This window comes from Sphingomonas sp. P3_C6, from assembly GCF_056402595.1.
On record NZ_JBFUHB010000015.1, the window covers coordinates 78227 to 99375 of the forward strand.

Sequence of the window (21149 nt, forward strand, 5' to 3'; positions counted from 1 at the left end):
CTTACCGATCAAGGATTGCCCATGAGCAGGATGATGACACGAGCCCTCGGGCTCGTGGCGCTGGGAGCGTGCGCTCAGACCGCCCAGGCGCAGGACGTGACGCTGGAGCCGCTGATCGACGCGCGCCTGCGCTACGAGCATGTCGATCAGGACGGCATCGCCGACAAGGCGGATGCCGCCACCCTGCGCGTTCGCAGCGGGGTGCAGGCGAGCACCGGCCCCTGGTCCGCACTGGTCGAGAGCGAAGCCACGATCGGCATCGACAATCATTATAATGACGGGCTCAACGGCCGCCCGCTGCCGGTGGTTGGCGACCCGCAGAATATCGAGCTCAACCGCGCCCAGATCCGTTACGCGGCGCACAAGACGAGCATCACCGCGGGGCGGCAGGTGCTCGACCTGGCCGACCAGCGTTTCGTCGGCCCGGCACCCTGGCGTCAGAACGAGCAGAATTTCGACGCGGTGCGCGTGACGTGGGCGGGCGTTCCCCGCCTCAGCATCGACGCAATCTATGTCTGGAGCGTCCGCACCGTGAACGGCGTGGACGGCACCGGTGCCCGCCCCACCTCGGTGCAGGGCAGCAACTGGTTCGGCTTGGTCAGCTACGCCGCCCCGGTCGGCACGCTCACCGGTTTCGCCTATCTCGTCGATCAGGATCTGGCGGCGTTGCAGGGCTTTCGCCTGTCGAGCCAGAGCTATGGCGTACGCTTCGCGGGCAGCCGGCCGGTCGCGCCGGGCTGGAAGCTAGGCTATATCGCCAGCGCCGCGCGACAGAGTGACTATCACCGCAACCCCAACCGCTACGCCGCGCACTATTATCTCGCCGAAGGTACCGTGAGCGGCAAGGTGATCGCAGCAACCGCCGGTTATGAAGTGCTGGGCGCCGATGGCGGCACGGCGCTGACCAGCTTCCAGACTCCCCTCGCCTCGCTGTTCCGCTTCCAGGGCTGGGCCAGCAAGTTCGCCACCACACCACCCAACGGCGTACGCGATCTCTACGGAACCCTGGGCGCGAACTGGAAGACAAGGGGCCCGGTCAGCGGCGTCGGGATCGGAGCGACCTGGCACCATTTCGACAGCGACCGCCTGTCGCAGCATTATGGCGATGAACTCGATCTGCTCGCCCAGGCGAAGCTGCAGCGCTTCGTCGTGGCCGCCCGGCTCGCACGCTACAAGGCCGACCGGTTCCAGACCGATACGACCAAGGGCTTCCTGTCGGTGGAGTGGGTTCTTTAAGCCGCTTCGACCGCGATCAACGCCTCGACATATTTCGCGTCATTGGCGTGGAACAGCGTGCTCGCGGGGAATTCGCGCTCGGTAAGCTGCAGCTCGTTGAGGCCGGCGAGCTTGAACGTGCCGATCTTCTCCTCGCGGGGCGGCTTGCCGTCCTTTTCGAGGGCGACCGCGTCGATGAACAGGTCGCCATGCTTCGTGTAGATCACGTGCGGCGCCAGCGTCATCGTGACGCGGTTGTAGGTCGCGACCACGCAGCGCTTGCGCACGATCGCCTCGAAAATGGTCGGGACCGGACCCTGCGGGGCCGCCTTGTCGCTCTCGATGGGTAGCTTCATGAGCGTCGCCATACAATAAAATGCTGCATCGCAGCAAGTACCGATCGACAGGCGAACGGTCAGATCAGCGGGAACCGCGACGAACGCCCGCCCGTTCGGGTGCGGCAACATCAAGGAAACCGCCATGACCGACACACAGGACATCACCGCCAAATTCTGGAAGGCCCTCCGCTCCGACATGACGCTGATGCTCGGGCTCGACGGAGTCGAGGATGGCCATGCGCAGCCGATGACGGCCCAGCTCGATGGCGACGAAGACGCTGGTCCGATCTGGTTCTTCACCTCCAAGGAAGCTGATCTGACCAAGGAACTGCGCGAGGGCCAGGGCAGCCGCGCGCTCGCCCATTTTGCGTCAAAGGGGCATGACCTGTTCGCCAGCATTCACGGCACGCTGTCGCTGTCCAACGATCGCGCCGTAGTCGACCGGCTGTGGAATCCGTTCGTCGCGGCCTGGTTCGAAGGCGGCAAGGACGATCCGAAGCTCCAGCTGCTCCGGCTCGATCCGGAACGGGCGCAGGTATGGCTCAACGGTTCGAGCCTGTTCGCCGGCGCGAAGATGCTGCTCGGCATCGACCCCAAGCAGGATTACAAGGACAAGGTCGCAGAAATCTCGCTCACCTGAGCATCGCCTTCGAGGGCGGGTGCGCATCTGGCGCCCCGCCCTCCCTAAACATTTCCCAAATCGTCCATCTTGTCGCATAGGCCGCGCGTGACGACTCCGCCCTCTCCTTCTGCGGACACCGGCGCGGCAGGCACGTCCGGCGCCCAGGGTTTCGCCCTTGGCTTCTTCCGCCGGCAGGAGCCGGACAAGCATAATACGGGCGACGGCCTGCCCTTCCCGCGTCGCTATTACGCCATCGCCGCGATGTCCTTCGGGTCGGCGCTCGTCATCATCGATGGCGGCGTCGCGAATGTGGCGCTGCCGACCATCGCCCGCGACCTAGGCGTCGGGCAGAGCGCCGTCGTCTCGGTGGTCACCGTCTATCAGGTGATGCTGGTGATGCTGCTGCTACCCTTTGCCGGGCTTGGCGAGCGTATCGGGCTCCGCAATGCCTATCAGGCGGGCCAGGCGATCTTCACCATCGCCACGATCCTTTGCTTCTTCGCCAAGAGCCTGCCGTTCCTGCTGATCGTGCGGGCGGTGCAAGCCATCGGCGCCGCCGGCGTGCTGAGCGTATCCTCGGCGCTGATCCGACAGATCTACCCGTCGAACCAGCTCGGCCGGGGGCTCGGCATCAACTCGGTCGTCGTGACGAGTTCCGCCGCGATCGCGCCGACGATCGGCGGCCTGATCCTGTCCGTGGCGCCTTGGCCCTGGGTCTTCGCCAGCGCGGTGCCGTTCGCGCTGATCAGCCTAGCCCTCGGCCGCGCTATTCCCAATCCCCGCGCGCGCCATGCCACCTTCGACATTTTCGGCGCGGTGCTGTGCGCCTCGATGTTCGGCCTCGTCATCGGCGGGCTGGAGAGCATGGTGCATGGCGACAGCCCGGTCGTCTCCGCCGCCATCGTCGTCGTCGGCATTCTCGTCGGCATCTATTTCGTCAGGCGCGAGCGGGGCGAGCCCAACCCGATCCTGCCGATCGACCTGCTGGTGCGACCGGTGCTGGCCCTTTCCGCCATCGGCGGCTTCGTCGCCTTCACGGCCTCGATGACGCTGCTCATCTCGACGCCGTTCCGCCTCCATGCCCTTGGCTTCAGCGCTGCGGCGATCGGGGCGGCGATCGCGCCCTGGCCGCTGACCAACATGATCGTCGCGCCGGCAGCCGGCTTCCTGTCGGACCGGGTGCCCGCCGGCATCCTGGGCGGCATCGGCATGAGCATATCGATCGTCGCACTGCTGCTACTCGCCTTCATGCCGGCCGACCCGAGCCTGTTCGATGTCGCCTGGCGCATGGCTCTGTGCGGATCGGGATTTGGTCTCTACCTGCCGCCCAATGCCCGGCTTCTGGTCGGGTCGGCCCCGCGCGAGCGCGCCGCCGCCGCAGGCGGGCTTGTCTCGACCGTCCGGCTCGCCGGACAGACCACGGGGGCGACCCTGGTCGCGGCGCTGCTCGCGCTCGGCATCGGCGAGGGCCGAATCCCGCCGATGGTGTCGGCAAGCCTCGCGGTGGTCGCCGGGCTGTGCAGTGTCGCGCGCCTCCGCCCCTCGATCCGCAACCCGCGGCCCGAAGAGGCGGAGAATGTCCAACCCGAAGCGCAGAACCGCTAAGCCTAACCTCGCTCGAAATGACCGGACGGGTGCTCGCCGCGACAGCTCACTTGGCAAGCCCAAGCCAGCGGACGGGCGAGCCTGCCCCGCTCAAAACACCGCTTTCCCATCGCCCCCCATCATCGCCTTGCGCACCAGCGGGATCGGCGGGCCGCCATAGCTGAGGAACTGGTCGTGGAACGCCTTCCACCCCTGCCGCCCGCCATGGGTCGCAGTCCAATCGTCACGCAGCTTGCGGATCATCAGCTTGCCCATGGTGTAGTTGAGATAGGCCGGATCATAGGTTCCGCGGGCCGACTGCTGCTTGGCGTTGCCCTCGTCCTGATAGCACTCGTCGACGAACATCTTGCGTGACTGTTCCTGGGTCATGCCCCGCGCGTGAAGTCCGATCGCCGAGAGATAGCGGCAGTTGCGCAGCAGCGCGTTGGAGAGCTGGCCGACATGGGTCTCCGGGTCGCCATTGTTCAGCCCGGCGTCCCACATCATCTCCTCGGCATAATGCGCCCAGCCTTCCGCGTAAGCGTAACCGACGAACAGCCGACCGAAGAGCGAAGGCGATTTATTCGCGTGGCGGAACTGGAGGAAATGCCCCGGCATCACTTCGTGCACGGAGGTGAACAGCAGGTCCATCTTGCCCGGCACAAACGCGTCCTGCACCGCCTTGGTCCAGCTCGGGTCGGGCGGCGAGATATAATAGACCGAGGGAATGCCCTTCTCGAACGGCCCCGGCGGGTCGATATACGCGGAATTCTGCCGGTTATAGGGTGGGCTCTCCTCGACCAGCGCCTGTTCGGCATCGGGGATCGAGACGATGTCCTTGGCGATCACGAACGCCTTGAGCTCGGGGATCTGCCGCCGCGCCTCGGCGACCGGCCCGCCTTCTGGCTTGTTGGCGTTCATCTTCGCCATGCAGGCCGGGATGGTCGCGCCCGGCGCGAACTGAGCGCAGGCCGCCTTCAACGCATCCTGGTTGCGCTTCATGTCGGCCCTGCCCGCCGCCTCGAGCTGGTCGAGCGGCACATCGACGCCCTCGGTCATCTTGACCATGCGCGAGAATTTGTCGGCACCCAGTGCAAAGCCCTGCGTCGCGGTGGCGCGCTGGCCGTCGAGGTAACCCGCCAGGTCGTGCATCGACTTGGCGGCGGCCGTCGATACCTGGGTGAACTCGTCCTGCAGCACCGGGCTCTGCACGCCGGCAAACGCCTTTTTCGCGTCGCCGGTATAATAATCGGCAAAGCCGTTGAAGCCCGCCACGCCGTAGTCGATGAAGCTCAGCGGCATCGGCGTCTTAAGATTGGTCCGGATATTCGCCGCCGCGCCGGGGATCTGGCGCAGGAACTTGATCATCGCCTTCATCCGCGTCGGCGCATCGGCATAGTTGCGCGCGATATAGACGTTCGGGTCGAGCCCGGCGCCGATATACCAGGCCGGGTTGGTGTGCGGCTGATCGGCATCGGTCAGCCAGAATAGCTTTCCTTCGGCGACCTTCACCAGATAATCGCGCTCGAACGCATCCTGCTTGCTCAGCTTGGCCGCATCGAAGGCGGACGCCTTGATGATCGAGGCGCGCAGGAAATCGGCCTGGCGCTTGAGTCCCGCCTCGCTCCAGTCGCCCAGCCCGCCGTCGAAATCATGCCGCCCCTGATAGACCGCGTTCGCCGGATCGAGCTTGAACCACCCTTCGATAAAGGCATCGCGGAACGCCGGCCAGTCGGTCGTCGGCAGTACCAGCTCGGCGTCGTTGGTGATGGGCTTCGTCCCAGACGGCCCGCATGCCGTGACCGCCAGCAAGGCGATCCCGGCAAGCAATATCCTGCGCATACCCGCTCCCTTTTGATTCGCTATCGCGGGATGCTGGCAGTTTCGCGCGAGGCGCGCCAGTCCGGCAGAATGCCACCCGCAGCGTGGAGAGGCTATTTGCCCAGGTCGACGATCATGTCGTCGGGATGCACCACGTTGAGCTTCTTGCGCGCCAGCTCGTCGACCATGTCAGGATCGGCATGGCGCGGGTCGAGCAGCGCGACGCGGTTCTTCAGCTCGACGCGCTGCTTCTCCAGCACGGAGAGCTCGCTCTGGCGCTTGTCCAGCTGGCGCTGGATGTCGCCATAGGCGAGCGCGCCGTTCGGGCCCATGATAGCATAGCCCCCGAAAAACGCGCCCACGATCAGCAACGCGGCCGGAGGGCCGGCGCGGCGGAGCATGGTGCGGAACGTGGAACGCTTTGCCATTCCACGATTCTCGCAGGTCGCGACTCGCGGATCAAGCAGGAATTTCACCTACTCGACCGAAATCAAGCACAATCACACCCGAAGGATGGACCGTCCGGCATAGACGGCCGCCTCGTCCAGCTCTTCCTCGATACGGATGAGTTGGTTGTACTTGGCGAGCCGGTCCGAGCGCGCGAGGCTGCCGGTCTTGATCTGCCCGCAGTTGGTGGCGACGGCCAGGTCGGCGATCGTCGCATCCTCGGTCTCGCCCGAGCGGTGTGACATGACCGCCGTGTAGCCGGCGCGCTGTGCCATCGACACTGCCTCGAGCGTCTCGGTCAGGGTGCCGATCTGGTTGACCTTCACCAGCAGCGAATTGGCGAGGCCATCCTTGATGCCCTGCTTCAGCCGCTTCGGGTTGGTCACGAACAGATCGTCGCCGACCAGCTGGACCTTATCGCCGATCAGCTCGGTCAGCGCCTTCCAGCCGACAAAATCATCCTCGGCCATGCCGTCCTCGATCGAGAAGATCGGGTAGCGGCGGCTCAGGTCGGCGAGATATTCCGCCATCTCGTGGCTGGAGAGGATCTTGCCCTCGCCCGAGATGTCGTACTTGCCGTTCTTGAAGAATTCGGTCGCGGCGCAGTCGAGCGCGATCATCACGTCGTCACCCGGCTTGTAGCCTGCCTTCTCGATCGAGCTCATGATGAAATCGAGCGCATCGCTGGTCGAGGCGATATTCGGGGCAAAGCCGCCCTCATCACCGACCGAGGTCGCCAGCCCCTTGTCGTGCAGGCCCTTTTTCAGCGTGTGGAAAATCTCGGAACCGCAGCGCACCGCTTCAGCGATCGACGAGGCGCCCACCGGCACGACCATGAATTCCTGGAAATCGATCGGGTTGTCGGCATGCTCGCCGCCATTGATGATATTCATCATCGGCACCGGCAAGACATGCGAGGAGACGCCGCCGACATAGCGATAGAGCGGCAGGCCGCGCGCATCGGCCGCCGCCTTGGCGACCGCGAGGCTGACGCCCAGGATTGCATTTGCGCCGAGCCGGCTCTTGTTCTCCGTACCGTCGAGTTCGATCATCGCGCGATCGACATCGCTCTGATCCTCTGCTTCGAGGCCGAGTACCGCATCGGCGATCTCGGTGTTGACTGCCTCGATCGCCTTGAGCACGCCCTTGCCGAGATACACGCTCTTGTCGCCATCGCGCAGTTCGACCGCCTCATGCGCGCCGGTCGACGCGCCCGAGGGAACGGCGGCGCGACCAAACGAGCCGTCATCGAGCAACACGTCGACTTCGACGGTCGGGTTACCCCGGCTGTCAAGGATTTGGCGCGCGTGGATGTCGATGATTGCGGTCACGTTATGATCCTTCTAACGATTGAAGCCCGGGCAGACGGGGCGAGCCTCTATCGGCTAACATCGGCGGCGGCAAATCGTCTCGACCGATGGAACCGTGGACTGCGCTGGCCGGTTGATGATGGACAAGCGAGAAAAGGGCGACAGCATGGCTGACGAAACTCCCAAGGCCCCGAAACCAGCTCGGCCGGTGAATAAGGCCGCGACTACCGCGACCCCGCGCAAGGCTGCGCCGAAAGCCGCGGCCGCCCCCAAGACCTCGCCTGCCCCGAAGACATCAAAGCCGGCCCCAGCAACGCCGAAGAAAGGCCCTACCGTGGAAACCGCAGAAACCGCCACCCCGCGCTTCAAGGCCGAGACCAAGGCCGCCACCCAGACGCTGAAGGACAGCGCCTCCAAGCTGACCAAGGAGGCCGGCGACAAGGCCCGTGCCTATGCAGAGGACGGCAAGGCTCGTGCCGGCGGCGTGCTCGACGAACTTGCCAAGATGATGAACGAGGCGGCCGGCACCGTCGACGAGAAGGTCGGCCAGCAATACGGCCAATATGCCCGCAGCGCCGCCGAGGCGGTCTCCGGCTTTTCGGATTCCATCAAGCAGAAGAATCTCGACGACCTGATCGAGGATGCGCGTGGCTTCGTGAAGAAAAGCCCGGCGGTCGCGATCGGCACCGCTGCCGCGATCGGCTTCGTGCTGGTTCGGCTGATCAAGTCGGGCATTGACGCGGCCGATCGCGACGACGCCTGAGTCAACGGACACCGGGGGAAACATGGCCGATCAACCACCGGAAGAGCATGACGGCAACAGCATTGCGGCCCTGTTCTCACGCCTGATCGACGATGCCGAGCGGTTCGTTCGCGCGGAGATCAGGCTGTACCGCGCCCAGTTCCTCAGCCGGGTCGGCGAGGCGCGGACGGCGATCATCCTTGGCGTGGTGGCGTTGCTGCTCGCCCAGTCGGCGATGATCGCGACCGTCCTCGGCCTGTTGCTCATCCTGCGCCGCCCGCTGGGCGAGGTCGGGGCGACGATCCTCGTCGTGGTGCTCTCGCTTGGCATCGCGGCGCTGCTCGTCCGCCTCGCCATGGCCAAGGTGCGCAAGATCACCAACATGTCGGAAAAACCCGAGTGAGCACTTCCAGGAACCTGCCCGAGGCGATCGACGACGCGGCTGATCTTCCCCTGGCCAAGGTGCGGGCCGAGGCCGCCCGGGCACGGCTAGCCGCGACGCTCGTCGATCTCCAGGCCCGGCTCAACCCGAAGGCGCTTGCGCGCGAGGCGGTCGGGGAATTGAAGGAAGCAGCACAGGAGATCGCGCGCGATGGGCTGGACAGTCTGAAACGCCACCCCGTCACCCTGGCCGGCGCCGCCGCGGCGATCGGCCTGTTCATGGCCCGCAGGCCGATCAGGCACTTCATCGAGGGCGATCCCGATGAAACTCCCGAGCTCCCTGCGAGTTTGAAACCCCAACGGGCGCGTGCCCGACGGAAAGGACCCTCCGAATGAACGCCCCCACCACCGACAAGCCCGCAAACGCCAAGTCCACCCCCCGGACCGCCGCGGAAAAGGCCATCGAGACAACGCGCGATACCGCACGCGAGGCAGTGCGTCGCACCGCCCAGGGCATCGAGGCGAATCCGCTCGCCATATTGGTTGGCGGCGTTGCGATCGGCGTGCTCGCCGGTACCGTGATCCCGCGCACCGAGCAGGAGGGCAAACTGCTCGGGCCGATCGGCAAACGGATCAACGACACTGCCGCTGGTGCCGCACAGGCAGCCAAGGATGCCGGCAAGGCCGAGCTCGACTCCCTCGGCCTGAACAGGAATGCAGCGCGCGACCAGGTCGGCAAGCTGCTCGACGGCGTGGTCAGGGCGCTGTCCAGCGCCGGATCGGCAGCGGCGGCCAAGGCCTCGAGCAAGTAACAAAAAGCCGTATCAGGCGGTTCACCTCATGGAATTGACGTTCTAAGGACGAGGCGACTCCTCCCTTTGGAAGCAACATCCATGAGCAAGCTCCATCTCGTCTTCGGCGGCCGCGTCAGCGATCCGCAGCATCTCGACTTCGACGACCTCGACTCGATCGAGGTCGTCGGCATCTATCCGGATTATGCCAGCGCCGAAAAAGCGTGGCGCGCCGCAGCGCAGCGCACCGTCGATGATGCCGAGATGAAGTTCGTGGTGGTGCACCTGCACCGTCTGCTGCAACCCGATATGCTGGGCACGCCCAAGGCCTGATTGGTTGGGGTATTGTCCGGCTGGGCACAGAATGACCTCACCGACCTGGGATATCCCCTCCCGTTCGGGCTGAGCTTATCGAAGCACTGCGCTTCTCTTGTAACGAAGAAAGAACAGCCCTTCGACAAGCTCAGGGCGAACGGACGGTGTGGGTCAACGTTTAACGCCAGTACCCGGCACTACGCCTTGCGATAATTCCAAGCCAGCAGCGGCTTCGCCAGCGCAACGCCGGCGAGCAGCCCGCCGATCGGTTCGACGATCGTCACCGAGACCTCGAAGCTTTGCGCGATGACCGCAAAGACGATCTGGATCGCCAGCCAGACGCCGGCGAGAATCGCGATCTGGGTCAGGCGATTGTGGTGACGCGCGACCGGAATGGTGCTCGGCACGCCATACAGCATGAAATAGGCACCGATGATCGCGAAGACCGACGCGTCCAGCCCCGCGCTGGGGATCGGCGATCCGGGCGTCAGGATCAGCCGTGCCAGCGCGCCGCCATAGGCGCCGAGGACGAACACCACCCCCAGCCCGACCGGCCCGATCGCCTTTTCGACATAGCGCCCCGCGATCAACAGGAAGACCATGTTGAACACCGCGGAGATAACGTCGTGCGCGAGGAAGGCCGAGGCGAGCGGCGAGAGCCATGAACGGACCGGATCGTCGCTCCAGCCGCCCGCCAGGAAATAGGACGGAATGAAGCCGAACAGGATCGCCGCGCGACCGAGCCCGATCGCGGCAGTCACGAACAGGGCAGCAAACACCGACAGCGCAACCAGCGCGTCGGTAAATCGGCCCCGCGGAAGATTGATTCCGTTCAGATGAATTCGATCTTCGAGACGACGTAATAACGGTCGCCCGACGGCACCGTCACTTCGACTTCGTCATCGACCCGGCGCCCGATCAGCGCGCGGCCCATCGGCGAATTGTACGAGATGCGCCCACCCTTGGCATCAGCCTCGGTCTGGCCGACGATCTGGTAACGGACGGGCTTGTCGTCCTCGTCGAGCAGGGTGACGGTCGCCCCGAACACGACCTTGTCGCCCGACAGGTCGCGCGGGTCGATCACCTGCGCCCGGGACAGCTTGTCCTCGATGTCGGAGATCGATGCCTCGATCTGCCCCTGCCGCTCCTTGGCGGCATGATATTCAGCGTTTTCGGAAAGATCGCCATGAGCGCGTGCTTCCTCGATCGCGTCGACGATGGTCGGACGCTCGGCTTTAAGGCGCTTCAGGTCCGCATTGAGCTTTTCATAGCCCTCCTGCAGCATCGGCATCTTGTCGACGGTCGCCATCCCTTTAGGTCCTTCGTCAAAAAATCACTTCAAGCCGGCCCTTCACGGACCCGCCGCACGTTTTTTCTCATGTGGGAATTATTTGTGCGAGTGCGAATAATAGGATTGCAAAGGCCGTACTTCAAGACTGTGTGTGGCAAGTGCCACGATAGCCTGTGCTGCGGCGTCACTGGCCGGTGCCGTGGTGTAATAGGGAATCTTCTGATTCAGCGCCGAGGCACGGATCGGTTGCGAGTCCTTGAGCGACTGCCAGCCTTCGGTGGTGTTGAAGATCAGGTCGATCCCGCCGTCCTTGATCAGGTCTACGATATGCGGCCGCCCCTGCGCCACCTTGTTGACGCGCTCCACCAGAACGCCGTGTGCCGACAGATAATCCGCCGTGCCGCCGGTCGCGACGATGGCGAAGCCATTTTCCGCAAGCAGTTTCACGCCCGGCAGGACCACCGGCTTGTCGCTGTCCTTCACGCTGACGAACAGGCTACCCGATTTGGGCAGCACGTTGCTCGCCCCGAGCTGGGACTTGGCGAAGGCCGTGACGAAATCGCGATCGATCCCCATCACTTCGCCGGTGGACTTCATTTCAGGGGAGAGCACCGGATCGACGCCGGGGAAACGGTTGAACGGGAACACCGCTTCCTTCACCGCGACATAATCGATCGCCCGGTCGATCTTGGGCAGGTCGGCAAGCTTCTCGCCCGCCATCACCCGCGCCGCGATCTTCGCGATCGGCGCGCCGATCGCCTTGGCGACGAACGGCACCGTGCGGCTGGCGCGCGGATTGACCTCGATGAGGTAGACCTGGCCGTCCTTCACCGCGAACTGGATGTTCATCAGCCCGACCACCGACAATGCCCTGGCGAGCAGGGTCGTCTGGCGCTCGATCTCGGCGATGATCTCGTCCGACAGGCTGTAAGGCGGGATCGAGCAGGCGCTGTCGCCCGAATGGACGCCGGCTTCCTCGATATGCTGGAGCACGCCAGCGACCGTTACATCGGTGCCGTCGGAGATCGCGTCGACGTCGACCTCGATCGCGTCGCGCAGATACTGGTCGATCAGCACGGGCGAGTCGCCCGACACCTGCACCGCCGTCTGGATATAATCGTCGAGCTGCGCCGGCCCGTCGACGATCTCCATCGCGCGGCCGCCAAGGACGTAGCTCGGGCGCATCAGCACCGGATAGCCGATCCGCTCGGCGACCTTGATCGCCTCGTCGCGGCTACGCGCGATGCCGTTGGCCGGCTGGAGCAGGCCAAGCTTGGTGATCAGCGCGGCGAAACGCTCGCGATCCTCGGCCAGGTCGATCGCGTCGGGGCTGGTGCCCAGGATCGGGATGCCGGCCTGTTCCAGCGCATGCGCCAGGTTGAGCGGGGTCTGGCCGCCGAACTGGACGATCACGCCCACTAGGGTGCCGTTCTGCTGCTCGACATGCAGGATTTCAAGCACGTCCTCGGCGGTCAACGGCTCGAAATAAAGCCGGTCCGACGTGTCGTAATCGGTCGACACCGTCTCCGGGTTGCAGTTGACCATGATCGTCTCATAGCCCGCATCCGCCAGCGCGAAGCAGGCATGGCAGCAGCAATAGTCGAACTCGATGCCCTGCCCGATCCGGTTCGGCCCGCCGCCAAGGATGACGATCTTGCGGCGGTCCGACGGCATGGCCTCATTCTCGGGCTCGCCGAAGCTGGGCGCCTCATAGGACGAGTACATATAGGGCGTCTTCGCCTCGAACTCGGCGGCGCAGGTGTCGATCCGCTTGAACACGGGCCGCACGCCCAGCTTGTGGCGGAGCTTGCGCACCTCATCCTCGGTGATGCCGCCGGTCATCGCGACCACGGCGTCATGGATCAGGCCCGACCCGCGCGCGATGCCGCGGTCCATGCCGCCGTGCAGATTGGCGGATTTGAGCGCGAGCCAGGCAAGACGCTTGTCGCTGAAGCCCATCGATTTCAGGCGGCGCATGCCGGCCGCATCCTGCGGCAGACCGCCGCGGCACACTTCTTCCTCGGCCGCGATGATCTCGGCGATCCGCTCCAGGAACCACGGATCGTACTTGGCGATCGCATGGACCTCGGCGACGGTGAAGCCTTCGCGCAGCGCCTGCGCCGCGACCAGCAGCCGGTCTGGGGTGGCGCGGGCCAGTGCGGCCTCGATCTCGTCGCGCGGTGCGCCGACCAGCGCATCGACCTGGTTGAAGCCGCTCAGGCCCGTCTCGAGACCGCGCAGCGCCTTCTGCATCGATTCATGGATGTTGCGGCCGATCGCCATCACCTCGCCAACCGACTTCATCGCGGTCGACAGGATCGGCTCGGCGCCCTTGAACTTCTCGAAAGCGAAGCGCGGGATCTTGGTGACGACGTAATCGATCGTCGGCTCGAACGACGCCGGAGTGGCACCGGTGATGTCGTTGATGATCTCGTCGAGCGTGTAGCCCACCGCCAGCTTGGCCGCGACCTTGGCGATTGGGAAACCCGTCGCCTTGGAGGCAAGCGCCGACGAGCGCGAGACGCGCGGGTTCATCTCGATCACGACCAGGCGGCCGTCCTTCGGATTCACCGCGAACTGGACGTTCGACCCGCCCGTCTCGACGCCGATCTCGCGCAGCACCGCGATGCTCGCGTTGCGCATGATCTGATATTCCTTGTCGGTCAGCGTCAGGGCCGGCGCGACAGTGATGGAATCGCCCGTGTGGACGCCCATCGGATCGACATTCTCGATCGAGCAGATGATGATGCAATTGTCGTTGCGGTCCCGCACGACCTCCATCTCATATTCTTTCCAGCCGAGCAGCGATTCCTCGATCAGCACCTCGGTGGTGGGTGACGCGTCCAGGCCCTTGCGCACGATCTCCTCGAACTCGGTGCGGTTATAGGCGATGCCGCCGCCCGATCCGCCCATGGTGAAGCTCGGGCGGATGATCGCCGGCAGGCCAGTGGTCTTCAGCCCTTCCACTGCCTCTTCCAGCGTATGGGCAATGGCGGAGCGGGCCGATTCCAGCCCGATCTTGTCCATCGCGTCGCGGAACTTCAGCCGGTCCTCGGCCTTGTCGATCGCCTCGGCATCGGCGCCGATCATCTGGACGCCGTATTTCTCCAGCGTGCCGTCGTTGAACAGCGCCAGCGCGGTGTTGAGCGCGGTCTGCCCGCCCATCGTCGGCAGGACGGCGTCGGGACGCTCCTTCTCGATGATCTTGGCGACGATCTCGGGCGTGATCGGCTCGACATAGGTCGCATCGGCAAGCTCGGGATCGGTCATGATCGTCGCCGGGTTCGAATTGACCAGGACGATGCGGTACCCCTCCTCGCGCAGCGCCTTGATCGCCTGCGTGCCGGAATAATCGAACTCGCACGCCTGGCCGATGACGATCGGACCAGCGCCAATGACGAGGATGGAGGAGATGTCGGTGCGTTTTGGCATTATTGCGGCCGGTCTTTCGAGAATTCTGCGGTTATATCGGTAGGCCTCGGCTCAAAAGCCAACGCCTGCGCGCTGCTTTCGCTTACCATGGCCGCTGGGAGGAAGCTCAATGCGTCGGCCCGGTTTCGGCGGCGCAGCCCCAGCCCTCATATTCGACGTCGTAGAGAATCTCGATCTGCAGGCATTGCAGGGTCAGCGCCTTGATCGATTCAGCGTCGGCCTTCTGATGGCGCGCGAGGAACAGCGAGATGCCGCCATCCTCATTCTCTTCGCGCTCGATCACCGAAAAGCCGAACTGCCCGGCTTCGTCCGCCAACTGGTCAAGCGCGTCCTCTTCACCGGCGAAGCTGACGTCGACCAGCCGCTCGAGCTCCGGCCGGTCGCCACCCTCGGCGAGCCGCGCAAGCACGTCCTGGTCGCCGAGCCATTCCTGCTCGAACCGGGTCTGGTCGACTTCGGGGAGGCTCATGCCGCTTTCTCCAGGGAGCTGACGAACTTCTCGAACAGATACAGGCTGTCCTGCGGGCCTGGGCTCGCCTCGGGATGATATTGCACGCTGAACGCGGGCCGGTCGGTCAGCTCGAAGCCGGCATTGGAGCCGTCGAACAGCGACACATGCGTCTCGCGCGCCGTCGCCGGCAGGGTCTCGCTCAGAACTGCGAAGCCGTGGTTCATGCTGGTGATCTCGACCGCGCCGTCGCTCAGCCGCTTGACCGGATGGTTCGCGCCGCGATGGCCCTGGAACATCTTGGTGGTCTCCGCGCCTACCGCGAGGCCGAGCAACTGATGGCCCAGGCAGATGCCGAACAGCGGGATGCGCGTCTCGAGCAGTTGCTGGATCACCGGCACCGCATAATCGCCGGTCGCAGCCGGATCGCCCGGGCCGTTCGACAGGAAGATGCCGTCCGGCTTCAGCGCCATGACCTGATCGAAGGTCGCGGTCGCCGGCAGCACGCTGACCTTGGCGCCTGCCTTGACCAGATTGCGGTAGATGTTGCGCTTGGCGCCGTAATCGATCGCGACGACATGCGGCCGCGTGTCCTCGCTGCCCCCGGCGCCGTAACCGAAGCCGAGCCGCCAGATGCCGCCTTCCCAGCCATAATGCGTCTCGGTGGTGACCGAGATGGCGAGGTCCATGCCCTCAAGCCCAGGCCATGCCCTGGCCATCTCCAGCAGCAGCGGAATGTCGAACTGGCCGTCGGCGCGGTGCGAGATCACGCCGTTGGGCGCGCCGCCGGTGCGGATACGACGGGTCAGCGCGCGGGTATCGATGCCGGAAAGGCCGATTCGGTCATGTCGCTTCATCCACTCGTCCAGCCGCTCGACCGAGCGGAAGTTGGACGGCGCGGTCACATCCTCACGGACGATGATGCCGAGCGCATGCGGGTCGTTCGCCTCGATATCCTCGGGGTTCGCGCCGACATTGCCGATATGCGGGAAAGTGAAGGTGATGATCTGTCCGGCAAAGGACGGATCAGTCATAACCTCCTGATATCCGGTCATCGCGGTGTGGAAGCAGACCTCCCCCACGGCCTCGCCCTCAGCGCCGAATCCGCGCCCCCACGCAATGTCCCCATTGGCGAGCACGAGGACTCCCGTGGCTCCTTCGGGCGCAGTTACGGGTTTGGCGTCGGCCATCGTGGCGGGCACTCCTTCAGGTTTCGATGTCGCTAAGCGGCGGTCGCTAAGCCTCGCAGGCCGGAGCGTCAATCTGTTAAAGATTCCGCCGCCGCGCTATCTGTGTGGATTACCGAAAAGGACCGACAATGATTCGCGACGACATCAAGGCCGCGCTCATCACCGCCATGAAGGGCGGCGACAAGCAAGGCACCGCCACCATCCGCCTGATCCAGTCCGCGATCAAGAACCGCGATATCGAAGCCCGCACCGGCAAGGCGCCTGATGACGACGACACTTTGGTGGTCGAGGTGCTGCAAAAGATGGTCAAGCAGCGCCGCGAATCGATCGAGATGTTCGTAAAGGGCAACCGTCAGGAACTCGCCGATGCAGAAAGCGCCGAAGTCGCGGTGATCGAGACGTTCCTGCCGCAGCAGATGAGCGAAGCCGAGACCGCCGCCGCGATCGAGACGATAAAGGCCGATCTGGGCGCATCCGGCATGAAGGACATGGGCCGGGTGATGGCAGAACTGAAGGCGCGCCATGCGCAGAGTCTGGACATGAGCAAGGCGAGCGGACTGGTAAAGGCGGCGCTGGCGTAACGTGGCTGGCGCKGGCGGAGATCACGAAAGCAGTGACTCTGCGCCTCCCCTCCCGCTTGCGGGAGTTTAGCTAGGAGCGCCTCTCTTCCCCGTTCGTTTCGAGCGAAGTCGAGAAACCGGACCAAGCGCGTCGCCAATGCGTCTCGACGACGCTCGACACGAATGGTGGGAGTGAGGCACAAGTCGCTTATGGCGTTCTGGGCTTATATATTGCGCTGCGCCGACGGCAAATTCTACACCGGCCATACCGACGATCTGGAACGCCGTGTCGGCCAGCACCAGGCTGGCGGATACTGCGACTTCACGTCGCGCCGCCTGCCTGTCGAGCTGGTCTGGTCAGAGGCCTTTCCGTCACGCGTCGAGGCGCTTGAGGCCGAACGAATCGTCGGCGGCTGGTCACGTGGCAAAAAAGAAGCGCTGATCGCAGGCGACTGGTCGATGGTGTCGCATCTCGCAAAGCCGCCCAAGGAAAGAAACGAACGTCCCGTGCCACAAGGTTTCTCGACTTCGCTCGAAACGAACGGGGTAGTGAGTTCCTCAGACGAGGACTCTCGTCAATGAGCCTCTCCCCCCAGTTCCTCGACGAGCTCCGCGCACGCACCCTGCTGTCGTCGCTGATCGGCCGCACCACCAAGCTCCAGAAAGCTGGCCGCGAGTTTCGGGCCTGCTGTCCCTTCCATAACGAGAAGTCGCCCAGCTTCTACGTCAACGACGACAAGGCCTTTTATCACTGCTTCGGCTGCGGCGCGCATGGCGATGCGATCCGCTGGATGACCGACCAGCGCGGCCTGCCCTTCATGGATGCGGTCAAAGAGCTTGCCCAGACCGCCGGCATGGAGATGCCGGCGATGGACCGCCAGTCGGCCGAACGCGCAGAGCGTGCCAGGGGCTTGCATGAGGCCTGTGCCGACGCAGCCGCCTGGTTCACCGACCAGCTCAACGGGATCGGTGGCGGCGAAGCACGCGGCATCCTCGAACGCCGCGGCATCCGGGCGGAGACGGCACGGGAATTCGGCCTCGGCTTCGCCCCCGATTCGCGCGGCAAGCTGAAGGAGGCGCTCAAGGAATACGGCAACCCGATGCTGGTCGAGACCGGCCTGCTGATCTCCGTCGACGGCAAGGATCCCTATGACCGGTTCCGCGGCCGGCTGATGATCCCGATCCGCGATCCGCGCGGCCGTACCATCGCCTTCGGCGGGCGCATTATCGGCGACGGCGAGCCGAAATATCTCAACTCGCCGGAGACGCCGCTCTTCGACAAGGGCCGCACGCTCTACAATCTCGATCGCGCGGCCCCGGCATCCCGCAAGACGGGCCGTGTGCTGGTGGTCGAGGGCTATATGGACGTCATCGCCCTCGCCCAGGCCGGCTTCGGCGAGGCGGTCGCACCGCTAGGCACCGCGCTGACCGAAGCCCAGCTCGAACGGCTCTGGCGTCTCAGCGACGTGCCGATCCTTTGCTTCGACGGTGATTCCGCCGGACAGAAGGCCTCGATGCGCGCCGCGACCCGCGCCTTGCCGATGCTCGAGCCAGGCCGCAGCCTCGCCTTCGTCACCCTGCCCGACGGCATGGACCCGGACGATCTCGTCCGCGCCAAGGGGCCGGGCGCCTTCGAACAGCTCCTTGGCGCGCGTCAGCCGCTGGTCGACCGACTCTGGGCGCATGAGCTGGCGGCCGAACCGCTCGACACGCCCGAACAAAAGGCCGGGCTCAAGATGCGGCTCAACGAGCTTGCCCAGTCGATCACCGACAAAAATGTCAGTTTCGAATATCAGGCCGAATTCCGTCGCCGTTTCAGCGATCTCTACACCCGCACCCGCGAACCCTTTCGTCCCCAGCAACAGACGGCGAGGCGCAAGCCGGGCGAGAAGTGGAAACCGCCCGACCCGCCCGTCACCGAGGCCGCGAAGGGCGTGCGCACCAGGGGAATCGACCCGATCCTGGCGAAAGCCGTCCTTGCCGGCCTGATCCGCCACCCGGCCGAGATCGCCCGTCACATGGAGGTTCTCGGCTCGCTGAAACTGGCCGATGGGGCGCTCGGGCGACTGTTCGAGGCGGTGGTGGACGTCGCCGTTGAAGATCAGGCGCTTGATAGCGAGAGCTTGCTCACCATATTGGCGAAATCAGGATTCGATAACATCGCCAGCAATCTGCTACGGGCCGACCAGATTTCGTGGTCGTTCACGCTGAAAGGTGCCGAACCCGCGAGAGCGAGGGAGGACCTGGACGAAGCCATCGCCATATTGGTGGCGCGGCCAGAAGTGGATGCGGCACTGGCGGAAGCAACGGCGGCGCTCATGGCGCGTTATTCGGACGAAGCCTTTGAACGGCAGGTTTCGCTGGTGAAGGAACAACAGGCGCTCGACGCACGACTTGCAAATCTCGTGCAAGCGAACGAAGACGCCAGAGCTTTTAGTGCCGAGGGAAATTAATGGCGAAGACGGAAATGGCGGACGTCGCTGACACGACCGAAAACAGCGATGCGCCGCTGATCGACTTGAACGATGCGTCGATCAAGAAGCTCGTCGCGCGTGCGAAGAAGCGTGGCTACATCACGGTGGACCAGCTCAACGAGGCGTTGCCGCAGGATCAGATGTCGTCTGACCAGCTCGAGGACGTCATGTCGGCGCTGAACGAGATGGGCATCAACATCGTCGAGAATGACGAAGCCGGCGAGGATGGCGACGACGATCAGCCCGAGGACGAGGTCGAATCGGTCGATTCGTCGGAGGAAAGCGCGCCTGCGCTCGAGACCAAGAAGAAAGAGATCATCGATCGCACCGACGATCCGGTGCGCATGTATCTGCGCGAGATGGGCGCGGTCGAGTTGCTCAGCCGCGAGGGCGAGATCGCCATCGCCAAGCGTATCGAGGCAGGCCGCGATACGATGATCCTGGGCCTTTGCGAGAGCCCGATCACCTTCAACGCGATCATCGACTGGTCGACCGCGCTGAACGAAGGCACGATGCAGCTGCGCGAGATCCTCGATCTCGACGCGATGCTTTCGAAGGATCCTGCCCCCGAGTCGCTGACCGACGAGGACGCCGAAGGTTCGGGCGAAATCTCGGAAAAGACCGCCGGCCCGTCCTTCAAGGAAGAGGAAGAGCCTGAAGAGGCTGCTGCCGACGAGGACGAGGATTCGATGACGGAGCGTCGCACGCCCCGTCAGTCGGACGACGAGGAGGAGGACAACACCCTCAGCCTCGCCCAGATGGAAGAGCAGCTCAAGCCGCAGGCGCTCGAGCGGTTCGCCAACATCACGGCGATCTACAAGAAATTCTCGAAGATGCAGCAGCAGCGCCTCGATGCGATGGGCGCGGGCGGCGAGCTGACGAATGCCGACGAGCGCAAGTACCAGAAGCTGCGCGAGGACCTCACCGCCGAGGTCGAGAGCGTCCAGTTCCACAATGCGAAGATCGAATATCTCGTCGATCAGCTCTATGCCTTCAACCGGCGCCTGACCGCGCTTGGCGGCCAGATGCTGCGCCTTGCCGAGCGTCACAAGGTGCCGCGCAAGGACTTCCTCGACCGCTATATCGGCCATGAGCTGGACGAGCAGTTCCTGCCCAGCGTCGCGAAGCTCGACAAGAAATGGACCGCCTTCGTCACGAACGAGAGCGACGGCGCCGACCGTATCCGCATCGAGATTTCGGAGATCAGCCAGGCGACCGGCATGTCGCTCGGTGAGTTCCGTCGCATCGTCAACATGGTGCAGAAGGGCGAGCGCGAGGCGCGTATCGCGAAGAAGGAGATGGTCGAGGCAAACTTGCGCCTCGTTATCTCGATCGCGAAGAAATACACGAACCGCGGCCTGCAGTTCCTGGATCTCATCCAGGAGGGCAATATCGGCCTGATGAAGGCGGTGGATAAGTTCGAATATCGCCGCGGCTACAAATTCTCGACCTATGCCACCTGGTGGATTCGTCAGGCGATCACCCGGTCGATCGCTGACCAGGCCCGCACGATCCGTATCCCGGTCCATATGATCGAGACGATCAACAAGCTGGTGCGGACCAGCCGCCAGTTCCTCCACGAGCAGGGCCGCGAGCCCACGCCCGAGGAAATGGCCGAGCGCCTGTCGATGCCGCTCGAAAAGGTCCGCAAGGTGATGAAGATCGCCAAGGAGCCGATCTCCCTCGAAACGCCGATCGGCGACGAGGAGGATTCGCATCTCGGCGACTTCATCGAGGACAAGAACGCCGTCATCCCCGTCGATGCCGCGATCCAGGCGAATCTCAAGGAAACGGTCACCCGCGTCCTTGCCTCGCTCACCCCGCGTGAGGAGCGCGTGCTGCGCATGCGCTTCGGCATCGGCATGAACACCGATCACACGCTGGAGGAAGTCGGCCAGCAATTCTCGGTGACGCGCGAGCGTATCCGCCAGATCGAGGCGAAGGCGCTGCGCAAGCTCAAGCATCCGTCGCGCAGCCGCAAGATGCGCAGCTTCCTCGACCAGTAAGCCCGGAAACGGTTCTTTCTCTCGCAAAACGCCCCGGACATGGTTTCGGGGCGTTTTTGTATCCGCGCCAGGGACTTGGCTCCTTGCCAGCAGGGTGGGCCGACCGGAATATAGCGGAATGATGCGACGAAGCGCGTGGTTGAGTCAGGCTTAATGGCATTTAAACCACGTCTTTACGCCCT

21 protein-coding genes are annotated in these 21149 nt (G+C 64.4%); 12 read left to right on the forward strand and 9 right to left on the reverse strand.

Going from position 1 to position 21149, the window contains the following annotated elements; translation table 11 throughout:
* The first annotated feature begins 21 nt into the window (after positions 1–21).
* On the forward strand, positions 22–1236 hold the full coding sequence (locus AC1DT7_RS15210; protein ID WP_478036869.1) for an alginate export family protein: 1215 nt from the start codon (positions 22–24) through the stop codon (positions 1234–1236).
* Here the strand turns inward: AC1DT7_RS15210 and AC1DT7_RS15215 are convergent.
* Entirely contained in the window at positions 1233–1571 is a 339-nt protein-coding gene (locus AC1DT7_RS15215) for a hypothetical protein (protein WP_478036870.1), read from the reverse strand. The genes AC1DT7_RS15210 and AC1DT7_RS15215 overlap by 4 nt on opposite strands.
* Positions 1572–1695: 124 nt before the next feature.
* Here AC1DT7_RS15215 and AC1DT7_RS15220 point away from each other — a divergent pair, with 124 nt between their 5' ends.
* Positions 1696–2193, forward strand: a complete 498-nt coding sequence (locus AC1DT7_RS15220) for a pyridoxamine 5'-phosphate oxidase family protein (RefSeq protein ID WP_478036871.1) — start codon at positions 1696–1698, stop codon at positions 2191–2193.
* 243 nt (positions 2194–2436) lie between these two features.
* Positions 2437–3780: an MFS transporter gene (locus AC1DT7_RS15225; RefSeq protein WP_478036906.1), complete on the forward strand. Its 1344-nt coding sequence runs from the start codon at positions 2437–2439 to the stop codon at positions 3778–3780.
* Positions 3781–3870: 90 nt separating this feature from the next.
* Here AC1DT7_RS15225 and AC1DT7_RS15230 read toward each other — a convergent pair whose 3' ends face one another.
* From AC1DT7_RS15230 to eno, 3 genes are all read right to left on the reverse strand, one after another.
* Entirely contained in the window at positions 3871–5601 is a 1731-nt protein-coding gene (locus tag AC1DT7_RS15230) for a DUF885 domain-containing protein (RefSeq protein WP_478036872.1), read from the reverse strand.
* Between the two features lie 92 nt (positions 5602–5693).
* Positions 5694–6008: an FtsB family cell division protein gene (locus AC1DT7_RS15235; RefSeq protein ID WP_478036873.1), complete on the reverse strand. Its 315-nt coding sequence runs from the start codon at positions 6006–6008 to the stop codon at positions 5694–5696.
* A gap of 72 nt (positions 6009–6080) precedes the next feature.
* Complete coding sequence (eno, locus tag AC1DT7_RS15240; RefSeq protein ID WP_478036874.1) at positions 6081–7358, reverse strand: phosphopyruvate hydratase; 1278 nt, start codon at positions 7356–7358, stop codon at positions 6081–6083.
* A 313-nt stretch (positions 7359–7671) separates the two neighbouring features.
* Here eno and AC1DT7_RS15245 point away from each other — a divergent pair, with 313 nt between their 5' ends.
* From AC1DT7_RS15245 to AC1DT7_RS15265, 5 genes are all read left to right on the forward strand, one after another.
* Complete coding sequence (locus AC1DT7_RS15245) at positions 7672–8100, forward strand: hypothetical protein (RefSeq protein ID WP_478036875.1); 429 nt, start codon at positions 7672–7674, stop codon at positions 8098–8100.
* Positions 8101–8122: 22 nt separating this feature from the next.
* Entirely contained in the window at positions 8123–8482 is a 360-nt protein-coding gene (locus tag AC1DT7_RS15250; RefSeq protein ID WP_478036876.1) for a phage holin family protein, read from the forward strand.
* Positions 8479–8856 (forward strand): DUF3618 domain-containing protein, encoded by a 378-nt coding sequence (locus AC1DT7_RS15255; RefSeq protein ID WP_478036877.1) that lies wholly within the window; start codon positions 8479–8481, stop codon positions 8854–8856. The genes AC1DT7_RS15250 and AC1DT7_RS15255 overlap by 4 nt, the downstream gene beginning before the upstream one ends.
* Positions 8853–9272: a hypothetical protein gene (locus tag AC1DT7_RS15260; RefSeq protein ID WP_478036878.1), complete on the forward strand. Its 420-nt coding sequence runs from the start codon at positions 8853–8855 to the stop codon at positions 9270–9272. Before AC1DT7_RS15255 ends, AC1DT7_RS15260 begins: the two co-directional genes overlap by 4 nt.
* An 81-nt stretch (positions 9273–9353) precedes the next feature.
* Positions 9354–9584 (forward strand): DUF4170 domain-containing protein, encoded by a 231-nt coding sequence (locus AC1DT7_RS15265; protein ID WP_478036879.1) that lies wholly within the window; start codon positions 9354–9356, stop codon positions 9582–9584.
* A gap of 179 nt (positions 9585–9763) precedes the next feature.
* On the opposite strand, the gene AC1DT7_RS15270 is transcribed toward AC1DT7_RS15265, so the two are convergent.
* The 5 genes from AC1DT7_RS15270 to carA all read right to left on the reverse strand — a co-directional run bounded on the left by AC1DT7_RS15270 (position 9764) and on the right by carA (position 15927).
* The gene (locus tag AC1DT7_RS15270; protein ID WP_478036880.1) at positions 9764–10345 is read right to left on the reverse strand and encodes a rhomboid family intramembrane serine protease; all 582 of its coding nucleotides are present in this window, start codon (positions 10343–10345) and stop codon (positions 9764–9766) included.
* Positions 10346–10398: 53 nt separating this feature from the next.
* Complete coding sequence (gene greA, locus AC1DT7_RS15275; RefSeq protein ID WP_478036881.1) at positions 10399–10875, reverse strand: transcription elongation factor GreA; 477 nt, start codon at positions 10873–10875, stop codon at positions 10399–10401.
* Between the two features lie 78 nt (positions 10876–10953).
* On the reverse strand, positions 10954–14289 hold the full coding sequence (gene carB, locus AC1DT7_RS15280) for a carbamoyl-phosphate synthase large subunit (RefSeq protein ID WP_478036882.1): 3336 nt from the start codon (positions 14287–14289) through the stop codon (positions 10954–10956).
* A gap of 106 nt (positions 14290–14395) precedes the next feature.
* Complete coding sequence (locus tag AC1DT7_RS15285; protein WP_478036883.1) at positions 14396–14758, reverse strand: ribonuclease E inhibitor RraB; 363 nt, start codon at positions 14756–14758, stop codon at positions 14396–14398.
* Entirely contained in the window at positions 14755–15927 is a 1173-nt protein-coding gene (gene carA / locus AC1DT7_RS15290) for a glutamine-hydrolyzing carbamoyl-phosphate synthase small subunit (RefSeq protein ID WP_478036884.1), read from the reverse strand. Before carA ends, AC1DT7_RS15285 begins: the two co-directional genes overlap by 4 nt.
* 128 nt (positions 15928–16055) lie before the next feature.
* On the opposite strand from carA, the gene AC1DT7_RS15295 reads away from it, so the two are divergent.
* The 4 genes from AC1DT7_RS15295 (at position 16056) to rpoD (ending at position 20967) form a co-directional block, all read left to right on the forward strand.
* The gene (locus AC1DT7_RS15295; protein WP_478036885.1) at positions 16056–16508 is read left to right on the forward strand and encodes a GatB/YqeY domain-containing protein; all 453 of its coding nucleotides are present in this window, start codon (positions 16056–16058) and stop codon (positions 16506–16508) included.
* 189 nt (positions 16509–16697) lie between these two features.
* Positions 16698–17069: a GIY-YIG nuclease family protein gene (locus AC1DT7_RS15300; protein ID WP_478036886.1), complete on the forward strand. Its 372-nt coding sequence runs from the start codon at positions 16698–16700 to the stop codon at positions 17067–17069.
* The gene (gene dnaG / locus AC1DT7_RS15305) at positions 17066–18940 is read left to right on the forward strand and encodes a DNA primase (RefSeq protein WP_478036887.1); all 1875 of its coding nucleotides are present in this window, start codon (positions 17066–17068) and stop codon (positions 18938–18940) included. Before AC1DT7_RS15300 ends, dnaG begins: the two co-directional genes overlap by 4 nt.
* Positions 18940–20967, forward strand: coding sequence for an RNA polymerase sigma factor RpoD (rpoD, locus tag AC1DT7_RS15310; protein ID WP_478036888.1), 2028 nt, complete (start codon positions 18940–18942; stop codon positions 20965–20967). Before dnaG ends, rpoD begins: the two co-directional genes overlap by 1 nt.
* Positions 20968–21149: the final 182 nt, after the last annotated feature.